Below are 16,147 nucleotides of genomic sequence, written 5' to 3' on the forward strand. Positions count from 1 at the left end.
GGACGCGAAGCGAAGAGACAACGAGACGAAGCGAAGAGACGAAGCGAAGAGACGAAGGAGACGATGAGACGATGAGAAGGGACCAGGGTGGCAGCAGCCAGCGAACCGTTCCGTGATCTGGTGCGGCGTCATCGGGAACCGGCGGTCGTCCAGACGGTGCGATCCACCGCCGCCGCGGTCATCTCCTACGTCATCGCCCTCCAGCTGAGCGGCGAGCCGGTACCCCTGACCGCACCGCTGACGGCGCTGCTCGTCGTCCAGGTCACGCTCTACTCGACGCTCACCACCGGTATCCGGCGGGTGAACTCGGTCGTGGCGGGCGTGCTGATCGCGATCGGTTTCAGCGCCCTGGTGGGACTGAGCTGGTGGAGCCTGGGCCTGGTGATCCTCGCCTCGCTGGTCATCGGGCGGTTCGTGAAGGTCGGCGAGTTCGTGCCCGAAGTGGCGATCAGCGCCATGCTCGTCCTCGGTGTGACGCAGGTGACGGAGACGGCCTGGGACCGGGTGCTGGAGACCCTGATCGGTGCTGTGGTGGGGCTGCTCTTCAACGTCCTCTTCGTACCGCCCGTCTGGGTGAGCGACGCCAGCGCGGCGATCAACGACCTGTCGGGGCGGATGCGCGGCCTGCTGGCGCACATCGCCGAGGAACTCGGCCAGCACACCCCGGTGGCGCGGGCGGCCGCCAGGCTGCACGAGGCCCGCCGGCTCGACCACGACATCGTGCAGGTGGACGCGGCGCTGCGGCAGGCGGAGGAGAGCCTGCGGCTCAATCCACGGGTCAAGGAGCCGGTCCTCTCCCGGATCGTGCTCCGGACCGGGCTGGACACCCTGGAGATCTGCGCGGTGATCCTCCGGGTCTCCTGCCGGACGCTCACGGACCTGGCGAAGACACAGCCCACCGGCACCATCTTCTCGCCCGCCGCGACCAGGGGGCTGCAGGACCTGTTCGGTCATCTGTCGGATGCCATCGGGGCCTTCACCGCACTGATCACCACCCAGATGTCCGTCACCGGTGCGGACGCCGAGGCCCGGCTCTCCGAGGAACTCGCCGAGGGCCACGCCTGCCGGGACCGCGTCGCCGCGATGCTCCTCGACGACCTCCGCGACGACCAGCGGAACTGGCAGCTGCACGGGGCACTGCTGGCAGAGGCCGACCGGATCCTCGACGAACTGGATGTCGAGAAGCGGTCCGAACGCCTCATCGAGGAACTCGACCGGCACACGCGCGAGCGTCTGACGCGCCGCAAGTGGCTCGACGACGTCAAGGTCCGGGTCCGCCGCGGCCTGGGGCGCAACGAAGAGTGAGGCCAGGGGTAGGCCGGGGCGAGCCGAGGCGCCGCGGCCTCCGTGGGTTCGGGACGCGCCGGGGCGGCCGCACCGGCACGGACGTGCGGTGCGGCCGCCATTGGCATGAGCGGCGCGGGCTCCGGCTCAGCGGCCGGACTTCCTCATTCGCTCACCGGCGTCGTGCGCGGCCTCCTGGGCCTTGCCCGCCATCTGCTCGCCACGGCCTTCGGCCTGCATCCCGCGGTCGCCCATGGCCTTGCCGGCGCTTTCCTTCATCTTGCCCTTGGCCTGCTTCGCCTTGGCCTTTGCCTTGCCCATGTCGGTTGTCCCTTCGGAGTGGGGGGTGGACTGGCACATCCACCTTGCGCTCCTCACGCAGGGTCCGCAATCGGTGACGCTCGGCACAGGGGCGGACGAGGGACCGGGCATCAGTCCGGCGGCTCCGGCGCCGGGTGGGTGCCCGGTTCGGGATCGGTGGGCGGGGCCGAGCCGGGCGACGGCGCGGACGGGCGGGGATCCCGGGGTACGGGATCGGGGCCGCTCGGCACCGGTTCGGGCCCGTCCGGGGGCGGTTCCTTCGAGTTGGTCATGACTGCGCCTTCCGGGTCCTGCGGATCCTTCGCACAGCCGGGTACCCGTACGGAGCGGGGCATACGCGCTTCGGCCGCACCGTCGCACTGTGCCGCCGCGGCCCCGTCGCCGCCCAGCCGCCCTGCCGCCCTGCCGGAGACCGCCGGACGAGCCGAACGGCCCGACTGCCGGCGTGTCAGCCCTCGGCCGCCGCCCGGTGGCCCTTCGACAGCTCCAGGTACATCGCGGCGTTGAGTCTGACGCCCTCGCGCTCCTCGTCCGTCAGCTCCCGCTTGATCCTGGCCGGGACCCCGGCGACGAGGGAGCCCGGCGGCACGCGCATGCCCTGCGTTACGAGTGCCTGCGCCGCCACGAGGGACCCGGCGCCGATGTGGGCGCCGTTGAGGACGGTGGCGCCCATGCCGACGAGCACGTCGTCCTCGACGGTGCAGCCGTGGATCACGGCGTTGTGGCCCACGGAGACGCGTTCGCCGATGGTCACGGGGAAGCCGGGGTCGACGTGGACGGTGCAGTTGTCCTGGATGTTGCTGTCGGCGCCGACGACGATCGGGCCGCAGTCGGCGCGCAGCACGGTGTGGTACCAGACGCTCGCGCCGGCCGCCATGGTGACGTCGCCGATCACGACGGACGTGGGCGCGGTGAACGCCTCCGGGGAGATCCGCGGCTCCTTGCCGCCGACCGCCGAGATCATTGCCCGCTCATGCTCCGCCATCGCCCTCTCCTCACCCCAGCCGCCGTGCCGCCCTCAGGTGCACCGTAGGCGATCCCACGGCGGGACCGTCCGCCGGGGTGATCGCCGCTGCACGGGGGACGCGGCGCGTGCCCCGGTCTGCCCGGCGTGCGCCCCCCGGCGGCGCACGCCGGGCAGACCGTCCGAAGCGAGAGCCGTCCGAAGCGAGAGCCGTCCCGGCATGCCCGGCGGCCGGCACGGGGACGGTTCCGGACCGACGCCCGCGGGCGGGTCAGCCGTTCGGGCGCAGAGTCCAGACGACAGTCATCTCACCGGTCACCGCGTCGTCGGACTCGCGGGTGATGTGGACGGCCACGGGGAACTCGGGGCGCCCCCCGGCGTCCAGTTCCGCGAGGACCTCCGCCGCGGGGCGCCCGAGGGTCGCGGTGGCGGTGACGACGCCCTTGGCGAGTTTCCGGTAGGCGATCTCGGCCTTCACCGCGAGCGGAACGGCCCGGGACAGCTGCTCACCGAAGGCGGCGAGCACGATCGCGCCGCTGGCGGACTCGGCCAGCGTGAACATCGCACCGGCGTGCGGCCCACCCACGTGGTTGTGGTAGTCGGCCTGGTCCGGCAACCGGACGACGGCACGCTCGGCGGAGGTCTCCAGGAACTCCAGGTTCAGGGTCCTGGCCATCGGGACCGTGGCGGCGAGCAGCTCGCCCACGGACATCTGGTCTGCACTCATGGGACCGGATGTTACCCACGAGTAGCACGACTTGGCCATCCCCTCGTCAGGGGCGGACGGACCACCGGGCACCGGCACCTCTATGGTTGCTCGCCATGTGGCCAGGACAGCAGCCGCCCGGGGGCGAGCAGAACCCGCAGGACCGGAATCCGCAGGACCAGAACCCTTACAGGCAGCCGGGGTACCAGCAGCCGAACCCCTACCAGCAACCGGGCTACCCGCAGCAGCCCGGCCATCACCAGCAACCCGGCCATCACCAGCAGCCGGCCCACCCGCAGGCCGGTCATCACTACCCCGGCCCGTACCAGCAGCCGACCGCGCCGCAGTACGGCGTCCCCGGACCGCCGCAGCCCGGCGGTCCCTCCCCGGACCGGAAGAAGACGGTCGCCGTCGCGATCGTCGCCGCCACCGCCGTGGTCGCCGCTGCCGTGATCACCGGCGTCCTGGTACTGCGGGACGACGGCGAGGACCCGAACGCGGCCGACCGGGACAAGCCGGCCGGCTCGTCGTCGCAGCCCGCCGAGGCCTCCTCCCCCGCCGCCAACCCGCGCGACGGCTCCGGCGCCGCCGAGCCGGCGATCCCGGGCTGGAAGGTCGTCACCAACCCCAAGCACGGAACGCAGTTCGACGTGCCGGAGGGCTGGGAGGTCGCCGGCACCGGCGTGGCCACCGGCTTCGAGGACGAGAAGAAGGGCGACGGTTCGCCCGTGGTCATGATGACCGCCCCGGCCTACTTCAAGAGCAAGTGGTGCTCGGTCGACTCCGACCTCGACGGCCGGGTGGAGGACTCCGGGCTGGGCGCGACCGGCACCAAGGGTGGCCAGGGCGCCAGGAACACCGCCGAAGCCGCGTACAACGAGGCGGGCAACTGGGTCTGGGCCGCGTACGCGCAGACGGAGCCGAAGGGGACGGTCAAGGTCACCGAGGCGAAGCCGTACACGACCGCGTCGGGGCTCAGCGGCCATGTCTCGACGGCGACCGCGATCGGGGTGAAGAAGGACGGCAAGTGCGACAGCGACGGCAAGGCGATCGCCTTCTCCTTCAAGAACGCCAAGGGTGACTTCGCCTCCTGGGTGCTCTACGCGGCCAAGGGCGTCGACGGGGAGATCCCGGACACGACGATCCGGCGGATCCTGGGCACCGTCCGGCTGGCGGAGGTCCCGTCGTCCTGAGACCGGCCCTGCGGGCGGACTGCGACACCGCCGGTAGACAGGCGACGTGGCGGCACCACAGCTCGGCAGGCGGGGTCACGGCACCGCCGGTCGCCGGGAGGGGTCACGGGACCGCCGGCCGGCAGGCGGGTGACGGCACCGCAGGGCGCCAGGCGCGGGTGGCGGCGAAACCGGTTTGGCAGGCGGGGGCGGCTGCGGCGATAGTCCCCGGGTGACTTCCCGTACGCCGCTCCTCCGCCGCCGTCCCGAATGGGCCGGCCGCAACTACTCCCTGCTGACCGCCGCCGCGGTCGTCACCAACCTCGGCTCGCACGGCGCCCTGATCGCCGCGGCGTTCGCGGTGCTGGAGTCCGGCGGCGACGGCGGCGACGTGGGCCTCGTCGCGACGGCCCGCACCCTCCCGCTGGTGCTGTTCCTGCTCATCGGAGGGGCGATCGCCGACCGGCTGCCGCGGCACCGCGTGATGGTGGCCGCCAACGCCCTCAACTGCGTGTCCCAGGCGGCCTTCGCCGCACTGGTGCTGGCGGGCGATCCGCAGCTGTGGCAGATGATGCTGCTCACCGCGCTGTGCGGCATCGGGCAGGCGTTCTTCAACCCCGCCGCCGAGGGCATGCTGATGTCCAGCGTCGACGGGGAGCAGGCCGGCCGGGCGTTCGCGCTCTTCCGGATGGCCATGCACGGCGCGGGCATCGGCGGCGCGGCGCTCGGCGGGGCCATGATCGCCGCGGTCGGCCCCGGCTGGGTGCTCGCCGTCGACGCCGCCGCCTTCGCGGTCGCCGGTGCGCTCCGGGCGTTCCTCGACGTCGGTCACATTCCGGCTCGGCCCCCGGGCGGGGGGCTGCTCGCCGACCTGCGGGACGGCTGGAAGGAGGTCACGGGCCGCCCCTGGCTGTGGTCGATCGTGGCGCAGTTCTCGGTGGTGGTCGCGGTCGTCGGTGCCGCCGACGCCGTGTACGGGCCGCTGGTCGCCGAGGAGTCGCTGGGCGGAGCCCGCCCGTGGGGTCTGGCCCTCGCCGCGTTCGGCGCCGGCACGCTCGGCGGGGCGCTGCTGATGATGCGCTGGAAGCCCCGCCGGCTGCTGTTCGTCGGCACGCTGTGCGTGTTCCCGCTGGCGCTGCCGTCGGCGGCGCTGGCCGTCCCGGTGCAGATCGGCGTGCTGATCGCGGTGATGTTCGTCAGCGGTGTCGCGATCGAGGTGTTCGGCGTGGCCTGGATGACCGCACTGCACCAGGAGATCCCGGAGGAGAAGCTGTCCAGGGTCTCCGCGTACGACTGGTTCGGTTCGACCGCGATGCTGCCGCTGTCGACGGCTCTGGCGGGCCCGGCGGAGAGTCTCTTCGGCCGCCAGACGGCCCTGTGGGGCTGCGCGGCGCTGATCGTCGTGGTGACGGCGCTGGTGCTGCTGGTCCCGGACGTACGGAATCTGACGCGCCGTACGAGGCACGTGGCCGCGCGTGGACCGGCCCCGGCCCCGGCCGCCGGCGCGGCGACCGACCTCCAGCCGCGGGAGACCCCCTGACCCCCTGCTCTGTGCACTGTCCCGCCCGGGACTTCGCGCTGCCCCGCCCGGGACTCGGCCCTGTCCCGACGCCTCTCGGGGCAGTCGGGACCCTGCCCTTGGCGACGCGGCCCCGGCCCGCCGGCACGCCCCGGACGCCCGGCGCCGCGGCCCGATCGGCGCCGCGGCCCGATCGGCACGGCTCGGCGTCAGCCGATGCCGAACGAGCCCTCCGGCGGCTCGGGGGAACCGGTCGCGTCCTCGTCGCCCACCGGCCGGGCACCGCCCATGAAGCGCCGCAGACCGTCGCCGTACTCCACCCGGGCCGGGAAGACGTCGGACGCCGTCCGGCGCGCGAGTCCGACGACGTCGATGGGGGTGTGCGAGGCCAGCAGGACCGCGTTGCCGAAACGGCGTCCGCGCAGCACGCCCGGCTCGGCGATCAGGGCGAGCTCCGGGAACACGGCCGCGAAGGTGGCCAGTTGCGAGCGCAGGAAGGCGAACGGGGCGCTGTCGGCGAGATTCGCCGCGTAGACCCCTCCGGGGCGGAGGGCACGGTCGGCGGCCCCGGCGTACTCCCGGGAGGTGAGGTGCGCCGGGACGCGCGAGCCTCCGAACACATCGGCGATCAGCACATCGGCCGAGTCCTCGGGCGCCCGCTCAAGCCAGGCACGCGCGTCCTCCGCGTGCACGGTTATCCCCGAGCCGGACGGCAGTGGCAGCCGCTCGGCGACGAGTGACAGCAGACCGCGGTCGGCCTCCACCACGTCCTGCCGTGAGCCGGGGCGGGTGGCCGCGACATAGCGGGGCAGGGTGAGAGCCCCGCCGCCGAGGTGCAGGACGTCGAGCGGCTCGCTCTCCTCCGCCCTGCCGTCGAGGACGTGGGCGAGCCGCCGGGCGTACTCGAACTCCAGATGCGTGGGGTCGTCCAGGTCGACGTACGACTGCGGAGCTCCCTCCACGGTGAGCAGCCAGGCCCGGGGCCGGTCGATGTCGGGCAGGAGCCTGGCGGTTCCGTGGTCCACGGCGCGCTCGACGGGAATGGGGTCGTCCACCTGCCCATTGTCCGCCCCCGGGCGGGACGGCGAACGGCGGGGAGGCCCCGGGGCCGGAACCGGAGCAGGAACCAGGGCCGGTACCAGGGCCGGAACCGGAGCAGGAACCGGCCTCAGAAGACCGGCGGCGCATCGGCCCGGACCGGCGGAATGGCCCGTACCGCGGCGCCCCGGCCCGGAGCGGCAGAACCGCCCGCACGGCGTCCGCGTGGGCGACGGCCTGGGCGCGCCCGGGCTCAGACCGGCAGAACCGCCCGCACGGCGTCCGCGTGGGCGACGGCCTGGGCGCGCCCGGCGCGCGCGGAGGGCGCCCGGCGCGCGGGGTCCAGGACGTTGCGCCCGAAGGCCCTCCGGGCCGCGCGGTCCGGGGTGATCAGCACGACGCGGGCTCCGGCGGCGGCGAGCCGGGACGCCTGGGCTCGGGCGGACGGCACGGGTCCACCACCGACGGAGATGGGCGCGACGATGACCACCGTGCCGTATCCGGCCGCGAGGTCCGCGTTCGTGGACGAGCGCACCCCGCCGTCGATGAAGCGGCGCCCGTCGATGGTGACGGGCGGCCAGACTCCGGGAACGGCGCAACTGGCGCCGACGGCGTCGAGCAGCCCCACCCCACTGCTCCGGTCGAACGCGCGGAGCCGTCCGGTGACGGCGTCCACCGCGGTGACGACGAGGCGGCGCGCCGGCGGCCAATCGTGGGTGAGGAGCCGTGCGGCGAAGACGGCGCGGCGGGCCTCCTCGGGCTCGGTGCGGGCGGACAGCGCGAGGCGTCCCATGCGCGCGCCGTACGCCTCGGCGTCGCGGGAACGGAGCACCCCCCAGACGTAGCGGGCGAGCACGGTGGGGCCCATTCCGGCGGGTACCTCGCCCTCGGGATCCGCGAGCTGACGCTCATACAGCTCCGGAAGGGTGAGCAGCCCCGAGGAGAGCTGGGCGCCGACCACGGATCCCGCCGACGTGCCGACGATCAGATCGGCCCCGGAGACATCCGCCCCGGCCTCGGCGAGGCCGTGCAGGATGCCGACCTCCCAGCCGATGCCCGCGAGCCCGCCGCCCCCGAGCACCAGGGCGGTTCCCCGGTGCCCCGACGCCCCGTCCCCGTCCGTTCCCGTGTCCACGCCCGCGTGATCCATGTCCGCCATGGATGCAGTGTGACGTGTACGGGGCGGTTTCGCCGCCCGCGGTGGGCGGGCGGCGGAACCCCCGGGTCAGACCAGAGCGGTGACGGTGCCCGCTCCGACGGTCCGGCCGCCCTCGCGGATCGCGAAGCCCAGCCCGGGCTCCAACGGCACGTCCCGTCCCAGCTCGACCGTCATGTGGACGGTGTCGCCGGGCCGGGCGACCGCCGCCCCGCCCAGGTCCACGTCCCCGACGACGTCCGCCGTCCGGATGTAGAACTGCGGCCGGTAGCCGGTGCTGATCGCCGTCGTCCGCCCTCCCTCACGGCCCGACAGCACGTACACCTGTGCGGTGAACCGGCGGCTCGGTGTCACACTGCCGGGCGCGGCCACCACATGGCCGCGGCGGACCGCGTCGCGCGGCACGCCCCGCAGCAGCAGGGCCACGTTGTCCCCGGCCTCGGCGGAGTCCATCGGCTTGCCGAACGTCTCCAGACCGGTGACGACCGTGGTCGTGCCGGCCCCGAGCAGTTCCACCCGGTCGCCGACGCGCACGGTGCCCCGCTCGACCGCCCCGGTGACGACGGTGCCCCGGCCGGTGATGGTGAGGACGTTCTCCACCGGTAGGAGGAACGGGGCGTCGGTGTAGCGGACCGGCATCGGCACATAGGTGTCGACGGCGTCGAGCAGTGCTTCCACGGCGGCCGTCCAGCGCGGGTCGCCCTCCAGTGCCCGGAGGCCGGAGACCCGCACGACCGGTACCGCGTCCCCGCCGTACCCGTGCGCGGTGAGCAGCTCGCGCACCTCCAGTTCGACGAGGTCGGTCAGCTCGGGGTCGCCCGCGTCGGCCTTGTTGAGGGCGACGACGATGTGGTCGACGCCGACCTGGCGGGCCAGCAGGACGTGCTCGGCGGTCTGCGGCATGATCCCGTCCAGCGCGGAGACCACGAGGATCGCCCCGTCGAGCTGGGCGGCGCCGGTGACCATGTTCTTGACGTAGTCGGCGTGCCCGGGCATGTCGATGTGGGCGTAGTGCCGGGTGTCGGTCTCGTACTCGACGTGCGCGATGTTGATGGTGATGCCGCGGGCGGCCTCCTCGGGGGCGCGGTCGATCCTGTCGAAGGGCACGAAGGTGCCGGTCCCGCGCTCGCTGAGGACCTTGGTGATGGCCGCGGTCAGGGTGGTCTTGCCGTGGTCGACATGGCCCATGGTGCCGATGTTGAGGTGCGGCTTGGTGCGCACGTATGCCGTCTTGGGCATGGCTGTGGCGGTTCCTTCCCGGAACTCGAAAGGTGACTCCGTTTCGCGGAGGGGGACCCCTGGGCCGTACCGACTCTCCCCCTGCGGGGTCCGCCGGACGATCCGGGGAGAGTCAGCTTCGGGCGCCGCCGGCGGGCGCCGCCGCGGCAGCCGGGGCGACGGAGGCCGTGGCGGCCTCGACGGCGGCTGCCGTGGCCGTCGCGTCGGCGAGAGCCGCGGAGAGGGCGCTGACGGAGGAGACGGCGAGGACAGCGGAGACGGCGAGGACTGTGGAGACGGCCGCGAGAGCGGGGAAGTGGGCAGCCTTCGGCGCGTCCGCGACTGCGGACGGCGCTGTGGGGAAGGTCTGCCGGAACATGCGTCGATACTCGCCGACGGCGGGTACGGCCGTCGAATGGTTTTCAGCGGGCCCCAGTTGGCCCGGCGGCCGGGGCGCCCCGGTCCCTGCCCCGGACGGCGGAAGGCAGGAGCGGAAGGCAGGAGCGTGGCTGCGGCCACCGACGGACCGGCCGACCGTCGGACCGTCGGTGCATGAGATTGAAGATCACATGGTGGCCGAAGGCCCCGGCGCAGAGCCCGCTTGCCGGCAGGAGCCTGTCCCCGGACCTGATGGGCCGGACCGGCGCGGCCATGCCGATGGCGGGTCCCACCGCGGCGACGGACAGGCCGATGGAGAAGCCGGATCGAGGTCCCGGATCCGTGAAACCGGTCACCGGCCCGGGATCGCCCGCCATCTCACGCGTATCGGGCAGACCGGGCGTGCGACGGCGGTCCGGAAGCCGTTGACCTGGCCTCTCCGGGCCATCTCGCTCTCCGGCAGCGTCCATGGAGGGCAGGTACACTACCCGGATGCTCGACCCCGTCCCCGGGCCGCGCGACGGTTTCGCTCTGCGCGTCGGCCGGGTCCTCGTGTCCCCCTGGTCCCGCCTCGCTCTGCTGGTGGCCGTCCTGGCGTGCGCGGCGTCGGCGGTCGTGGCGTACGAGCCGCAGAGACTGCTGACGACGGGGTGGCCCCCACAGGTCGGCGGCGCCACGGCGGTGGCGCTCTTCGCCGTGGCCTACGGGCTGTGCACCGCGGCCTTCGTCCCGCGTCCCCTGCTGAACCTGGCGGCCGGCGCCCTGTTCGGCTCGCACGCGGGTCTGGCGGCGGCGATCGCCGGCACCGTGCTGGGCGCGGGCCTGGCCTTCACCCTGGGGCGGTACCTGGGCCAGGAGGCGCTGCGTCCGCTGCTGCGCGGCCGCTGGCTCAAGGCGGCGGACGGCCAGTTGAGCCGGCACGGGTTCCGCTCGGTGCTCGCACTGCGGCTGTTCCCGGGCATCCCGTTCGCCGCATCCAACTACTGTGCCGCGGTGTCCCGGATGGGGTACCTCCCCTTCCTGCTGGCCACCGGCCTCGGCTCGGTCCCGAACACCGCGGCGTACGTGATCGCCGGCAGCAGCGCGGCGTCGCCGACGTCGCCCGTCTTCCTCGCCTCGGCGGGCTTCATCGCCGTCTCGGCGCTCGTCGGGGCCGCTGTCGCCTGGTGCAAGCGCCACCGGCTCACCCGCGGCGCCTGAGCGCGGGAGCGGCGGAGGCCGGCGGCCTTCCGCCGACACCGGGTCCGCGCGGGCGCACACCGGCGCCGCCCCGCCCACAGCCCGCCCGCGCGGCGGCCACCGAACGGCTCGGAGCGGCTGCGAACGGCCATGAACGGCTATGAACGGCTCAGGGACGATGCGGGGGCGGCTCCGGACGGCTCGGGGACCGTGCGGAAACGGCTCCCGGACGTGCCCGGCCGCCGCCGGGGCAACCCGCCCGTCACCCCGGAACCCGCTGACGCTACGCTGCCACGCGATGGGCGCATGATCGCGGCCCGTACCGTACGTTCCGACCTGACCAGTGCTTGGACGGCTTAGCTTTCATGTCGTGGTTCGAATCACTCATCCTCGGGCTCGTCCAGGGGCTGACGGAGTTCCTCCCCATCTCCTCCAGCGCGCATCTGCGCCTGACGGCCGCCTTCGCCGGCTGGCACGACCCGGGTGCCGCGTTCACCGCGATCACCCAGATCGGCACCGAGGCGGCGGTACTCATCTACTTCCGCAAGGACATCGCCCGCATCGTCAGCGCATGGTTCCGCTCGCTGACGGACAAGGCGATGCGCCGGGACCACGACGCCCAGATGGGCTGGCTGGTGATCGTCGGATCCATCCCGATCGGGCTGCTCGGCATCACGCTCAAGGACCAGATCGAGGGACCGTTCCGCGATCTGCGCCTGACCGCCACCATGCTCATCGTCATGGGCATCGTCCTCGGTGTGGCGGACCGCCTGGCGGCCCGCGACGAGACGGGCGGCAAGCACCGCGTGGTGCGGGAGCGGAAGTCGCTGCGTGACCTGTCCGTCAAGGACGGCCTGATCTTCGGTATGTGCCAGGCCATGGCACTGATCCCGGGAGTCTCCCGGTCCGGCGCCACGATCAGCGGCGGTCTGCTGATGGGCTACACCCGCGAGGCGGCGGCCCGCTACTCGTTCCTGCTGGCGATCCCGGCCGTGCTCGCCTCGGGCGTCTTCGAGCTGAAGGAGGCGGGCGAGGGGCATGTCTCCTGGGGGCCGACCGTCTTCGCGACGGTCATCGCCTTCGCCGTCGGCTACGCGGTCATCGCCTGGTTCATGAAGTTCATCACGACCAAGAGCTTCATGCCCTTCGTCGTGTACCGGATCATCCTCGGCATCGTGATCTTCGTGCTGGTCGGCACCGACGTGCTGAGCCCGCACGCGGGCGAATCGGGCGGCTAAACCGGGCCACACAGGGCGGTATCCGGCATTTCCTGGCGCCTGATTGCAGCATCACGCCGTGATCATCTCTCACTCGTCTCCCACTCAGGAGACCGGGAGACGCAAATCGGATTCAAGATCAATGCATTGCGCGCGCACTGCGCGCCACATGCACACTCTCGACGCACACCAGGCCCCCCAGGGGGCCTCCGGGATCGACCGGCAAAGAGCTCTCCGTATAGCATTCGAAATGCTATACATGTCCCATGGCTGACGACGACACCGACTTTCCGCCCGGCGACGGCCCCACCAGCGGCATCTCCGTCTCCCTCACGGCCGGCACCCTGCAAGCGATCCGTGAGCGGGTCGGCAAGCGGGGTGTGTCCGCCTTCTTGGAGAAGGCCGCGCAGCGGCAGATCGAGCGGGTCAACCTGGACGAGCTGATCGCCGACTTCGACAAGAACCTCGGCCCCGCCGACCCGGAGGCAGTAGCCGCCAAGCGGGCGAAGCTCACCGGCGGCACCTCCTCCGATGCCGGGGCGGCCGCGTGAGCGGCACTCTGATCCTGGACAGTGAGGGCCTGGCCAAGGCCGTGCAGCGCGACCGTGAAGTCCACGAGTGGCTCACCGCCGCCCGCGACGCCGACTTTCCGGTGATCACCTCGGCCGCGGTCCTCGTCGAGGTGATCCATCCCCGCATCAACGAGGCCGCGCTGAAGTGGACGCTGTCCCGGCTGCGAGTCGAGCCGGTCACCCAGGCCCTCGCCCGGTCCGCCGCAGGCCTGCTGCGCGCGGCCGGGCTGCACGGTCACAAGTACGCCATCGACGCCATGCTCTGCGCCACCGCAATCGCCCAGCCGGGCCGCGTCACCATCCTGACGTCCGACGTCGAGGACATCACCACGCTCACCACCGACCACATCCGTGTGACCGCCGAGAAGATCTGATCCCCGCCGCTGCACCCGCGTGGTTCGGCGGCGGGCCAGCAGCGCGCCGATCTCTGCCTTGAGCGCTTCTGCCTCGAGCTTCGTCCTGTGCACGAGCACGATGAAGTCATCGGCGTAACGCACGAGCCGGAAGCTCGGCCGCCCCATCCTGCGCCGGTATCGCCGACGCCAGGGCGGAGTCATCTCTCAGGTCGGGTGTCCAAGATCACGGGGAAGCTTCACCGACGTGCTGAGCCCGCACGCGGGCGAGTCCGCGGGCTGACGTCCGGCGGGAGCCCCGGACGCCCTCGGCCGTCCCCGGCGCGGCGAACAGGCCGCCCCGCCGGTCCCCCGGCCGGCCCACGACGGCCCGCCGCGCCGCCGCGTCACGGCGCGGCGGCGCGAGGCGGCAGCGGGTCCCCCGCATAACCTCACGCCGTGTCCCACGTGACGGCGTTCCTCAAGCGGCTGGTCCTGGGCCGGGCGCTGCGGAGCGAGGAACTCGGCGAGACGCTGCTGCCCAAACGGCTGGCGCTGCCGATCTTCGCCTCCGACCCGCTCTCCTCGGTGGCCTACGCGACCCAGGAGATCCTGCTGGTCCTCACCCTGGGCGGGCTGGCCTATCTGCACTTCACCCCGTGGATCGCGGCCGCGGTCGTGTTCCTGATGGTCGTCGTCGTGCTGTCGTACCGCCAGGTGGTGCACGCCTACCCGAGCGGCGGCGGCTCCTACGAGGTCGCCTCGGCCAACCTGGGGCCCTCGGCCGGTCTCGTGGTCGCCGCGGCGCTGCTGGTCGACTATGTCATGACAGTGGCCGTCTCCGTGGCCTCCGGAGTGGACAACATCATCTCGGCGGTGCCCTCGCTGGCGGAGCACCGGGTGCCGATGGCGCTGGTCTTCGTCGGCCTGCTGACCGCCGCCAACCTGCGCGGGGTGCGCGAGTCCGGCCGTACCTTCGCCGCGCCGACGTACCTGTTCGTCACCGGCGTGCTGCTGATGTGCGGGACGGGACTGCTGCGCTACCTCCTGGGCGATCCCCCGGTGGCGGCGACCGCGCAGTACGGGATCGAGCCGGACCCCGCCGAGGTCGATCTCGTCGGCCTCGCCCTGGTGATGCTGGTCCTGCGGGCGTTCTCCAGCGGCTGCACGGCCCTCACCGGTGTCGAGGCGATCTCCAACGGCGTGCCGGCGTTCCGCAAGCCGAAGCCGCGCAACGCGGCGACCACCATGGCCGTGATGGGACTCATCGCCGTCGCGATGTTCGCCGGTGTCACCACGCTGGCGATCGTCGCCGACGTCCGCATCGCCGACGACGCCTGCCGGCTGACGGGGCTGCCCGACTGCGAGAACTACACGCAGCGCACCGTCATCGCGCAACTGGCCGCCTCCGTGTTCGGCGGGGAGAGCAGCTTCGGCTTCTACTACGTCCAGGCCGCCACCGCCCTCGTCCTGATCCTCGCCGCCAACACCGCCTTCAACGGATTCCCGCTGCTCGCCTCGATCCTCGCGCAGCACCGCTACCTGCCCCGCCAGTTGCACAACCGGGGTGACCGGCTCGCCTTCTCCAACGGCATCCTGGCGCTCGCCGTCGTCGCGGGAGCGCTGCTGTGGGCGTACGGGGCGAACGTCACCAGCCTCATCCACCTGTACATCCTCGGCGTGTTCACCTCGTTCACGCTCTGCCAGAGCGGCATGGTCCGGCACTGGTCCCGCGAACTGCGCACCGAGACGGACCCGGCGCTGCGCCGCCGCCACCGCACCTCGCGGATCGTCAACGGGACGGGCGCGGCCATCACGGCGCTCGTCCTGGTGATCGTGCTGGTCACCAAGTTCACCGAGGGCGCCTGGCTGGCGGTCCTCGCGGCCGTGGTGCTGTGGGTGGCGATGCGCAGCATCCGCAGGCACTACGACGCCACGTCCGCGGAGCTGGCCGTCACCGACCCGGGCAGGGAACTCGCGCCGCCCTCCCGGGTCATCACCGTGGTCCTGGTCTCCCGGCTGCACAAGGCGACGCTGCGGGCCCTGGCGTACGCCCGGGCCACCCGCCCGGACCGGCTGGAGGCGGTGACCGTGGCCGTCGACCGGGACGACGCCCGGGAACTCCGGCGGCAGTGGGAGGAGGCGGGGATCGACGTGCCGCTGAAGATCCTCGACTCGCCCTACCGGGAGATCACCAAACCCGCACTGGCGTACGTGCGTTCGATCCGGCGGGAGAGCCCGAGGGACGTCGTCTCCGTGTTCATCCCCGAGTACGTCGTGGGCCACTGGTGGGAGAACCTGCTGCACAACCAGTCCGCGCTGTGGCTGAAGAGCCGGTTGCTGTTCACACCCGGGGTGATGGTGACGAGCGTCCCCTGGCAGCTGCAGTCCGCCGCCCGCGCCGACCGTCCCGCCGCCCGCGCCCCCGGAGCGGTGCGCCGCGGCGAACCGGTACCGCCCCCCAGGCGCTGACCGGTCCTCGGCGCGGCCCGGCTCCGACCGCAGGCAACCGACCGGGCCGGTCGTCGGCGGCCGGTCGTCGGCGGCCGGTCCTCGGCGGCCGGTCCTCTTGGCGTGGCGGGCCCGCTGCCCGACACTTGGCCGATGACGCAGCGTGTGGATCTCGCGACCGTGATGGACCGGCTGGCCGTCGACGAGGTGGTCACCCGGTACGCGGTGGCCGTGGACGACGGCGACTGGACCGCCTACCGGGCGCTGTTCACCGACGACGGACGCGCCGACTACCGCGGTGCCGGTGGCGTCGAGGGGCCCGCCGCCGAGGTGGCGGACTGGCTCGCGGAGACGATGCGGCCGTTCCCGGTGCGCCAGCACCTGATCGTGAACCGGCGGGTGCGACTGCGGGAGGTGGACGGGTACCCGGGAGACCGGGCGGACGTGCAGGCGGACTACGTCAGCCCGATGCGGCTGGAGTCCGGCGACGGCTTCCTGGCCGGCGGCCGGTACGCGTTCGGCCTGGCGCGCGGTGACGACGGCTGGCGGCTGCGCTCGGTCGCCGTCCGGGAGAAGTGGCGGCGTGCCGCGGCCCTCCGCGCGGCCGAATGATCGACATGGCCTGTCCCGGGCCCGGCCG

16 protein-coding genes are annotated in these 16,147 nt (G+C 72.9%); 9 read left to right on the forward strand and 7 right to left on the reverse strand.

All coding sequences use genetic code 11. From position 1 onward, the window contains the following. Positions 1-87: 87 nt before the first annotated feature. Positions 88-1,305 carry an FUSC family protein gene (locus DDW44_RS10665; protein WP_108906271.1) on the forward strand — a complete coding sequence of 406 codons (1,218 nt, stop codon included), beginning with the start codon at positions 88-90 and terminating at the stop codon, positions 1,303-1,305. A gap of 126 nt (positions 1,306-1,431) precedes the next feature. Here DDW44_RS10665 and DDW44_RS10670 read toward each other — a convergent pair whose 3' ends face one another. From DDW44_RS10670 to DDW44_RS10680, 3 genes are all read right to left on the reverse strand, one after another. After that, positions 1,432-1,605, reverse strand: a complete 174-nt coding sequence (locus DDW44_RS10670; RefSeq protein WP_017948441.1) for a CsbD family protein — start codon at positions 1,603-1,605, stop codon at positions 1,432-1,434. A 448-nt stretch (positions 1,606-2,053) separates the two neighbouring features. Further along, on the reverse strand, positions 2,054-2,590 hold the full coding sequence (locus DDW44_RS10675) for a gamma carbonic anhydrase family protein (protein ID WP_108906272.1): 537 nt from the start codon (positions 2,588-2,590) through the stop codon (positions 2,054-2,056). A gap of 250 nt (positions 2,591-2,840) precedes the next feature. Continuing rightward, entirely contained in the window at positions 2,841-3,296 is a 456-nt protein-coding gene (locus tag DDW44_RS10680; protein WP_208647955.1) for a DUF4442 domain-containing protein, read from the reverse strand. Between the two features lie 95 nt (positions 3,297-3,391). On the opposite strand from DDW44_RS10680, the gene DDW44_RS10685 reads away from it, so the two are divergent. Both DDW44_RS10685 and DDW44_RS10690 read left to right on the forward strand, forming a co-directional pair. Further along, positions 3,392-4,468, forward strand: a complete 1,077-nt coding sequence (locus tag DDW44_RS10685) for a DUF8017 domain-containing protein (protein ID WP_108906274.1) — start codon at positions 3,392-3,394, stop codon at positions 4,466-4,468. Between the two features lie 211 nt (positions 4,469-4,679). After that, a complete protein-coding gene (locus DDW44_RS10690) occupies positions 4,680-5,987 on the forward strand; it encodes an MFS transporter (protein WP_108906275.1) in 1,308 nt (435 codons plus the stop codon). 188 nt (positions 5,988-6,175) lie between these two features. Here DDW44_RS10690 and DDW44_RS10695 read toward each other — a convergent pair whose 3' ends face one another. The 4 genes from DDW44_RS10695 to DDW44_RS10710 form a co-directional block, all read right to left on the reverse strand. Next, positions 6,176-7,021 carry a spermidine synthase gene (locus tag DDW44_RS10695; protein WP_108906276.1) on the reverse strand — a complete coding sequence of 282 codons (846 nt, stop codon included), beginning with the start codon at positions 7,019-7,021 and terminating at the stop codon, positions 6,176-6,178. Between the two features lie 236 nt (positions 7,022-7,257). Continuing rightward, entirely contained in the window at positions 7,258-8,163 is a 906-nt protein-coding gene (locus DDW44_RS10700; protein ID WP_108906277.1) for a patatin-like phospholipase family protein, read from the reverse strand. Between the two features lie 66 nt (positions 8,164-8,229). Further along, complete coding sequence (tuf, locus tag DDW44_RS10705; protein WP_108906278.1) at positions 8,230-9,399, reverse strand: elongation factor Tu; 1,170 nt, start codon at positions 9,397-9,399, stop codon at positions 8,230-8,232. A gap of 112 nt (positions 9,400-9,511) precedes the next feature. After that, positions 9,512-9,757, reverse strand: a complete 246-nt coding sequence (locus DDW44_RS10710; protein WP_108906279.1) for a hypothetical protein — start codon at positions 9,755-9,757, stop codon at positions 9,512-9,514. Positions 9,758-10,248: 491 nt separating this feature from the next. Here DDW44_RS10710 and DDW44_RS10715 point away from each other — a divergent pair, with 491 nt between their 5' ends. The 6 genes from DDW44_RS10715 to DDW44_RS10740 all read left to right on the forward strand — a co-directional run bounded on the left by DDW44_RS10715 (position 10,249) and on the right by DDW44_RS10740 (position 16,119). Next, complete coding sequence (locus DDW44_RS10715; RefSeq protein WP_108906280.1) at positions 10,249-10,956, forward strand: TVP38/TMEM64 family protein; 708 nt, start codon at positions 10,249-10,251, stop codon at positions 10,954-10,956. Positions 10,957-11,300: 344 nt separating this feature from the next. Then, positions 11,301-12,173: an undecaprenyl-diphosphate phosphatase gene (locus tag DDW44_RS10720; RefSeq protein WP_027732785.1), complete on the forward strand. Its 873-nt coding sequence runs from the start codon at positions 11,301-11,303 to the stop codon at positions 12,171-12,173. Positions 12,174-12,418: 245 nt separating this feature from the next. Beyond that, on the forward strand, positions 12,419-12,703 hold the full coding sequence (locus DDW44_RS10725; protein WP_108906281.1) for a hypothetical protein: 285 nt from the start codon (positions 12,419-12,421) through the stop codon (positions 12,701-12,703). Further along, positions 12,700-13,098, forward strand: coding sequence for a type II toxin-antitoxin system VapC family toxin (locus tag DDW44_RS10730; RefSeq protein WP_108906282.1), 399 nt, complete (start codon positions 12,700-12,702; stop codon positions 13,096-13,098). Before DDW44_RS10725 ends, DDW44_RS10730 begins: the two co-directional genes overlap by 4 nt. A 417-nt stretch (positions 13,099-13,515) precedes the next feature. Further along, positions 13,516-15,528, forward strand: a complete 2,013-nt coding sequence (locus DDW44_RS10735; protein WP_108906283.1) for an APC family permease — start codon at positions 13,516-13,518, stop codon at positions 15,526-15,528. A gap of 132 nt (positions 15,529-15,660) precedes the next feature. Then, a complete protein-coding gene (locus tag DDW44_RS10740; RefSeq protein ID WP_170812891.1) occupies positions 15,661-16,119 on the forward strand; it encodes a nuclear transport factor 2 family protein in 459 nt (152 codons plus the stop codon). Positions 16,120-16,147 lie beyond the last annotated feature (28 nt).

It is taken from the genome of Streptomyces tirandamycinicus (assembly GCF_003097515.1).
Taxonomy (GTDB): Bacteria; Actinomycetota; Actinomycetes; order Streptomycetales; family Streptomycetaceae; genus Streptomyces; species Streptomyces tirandamycinicus.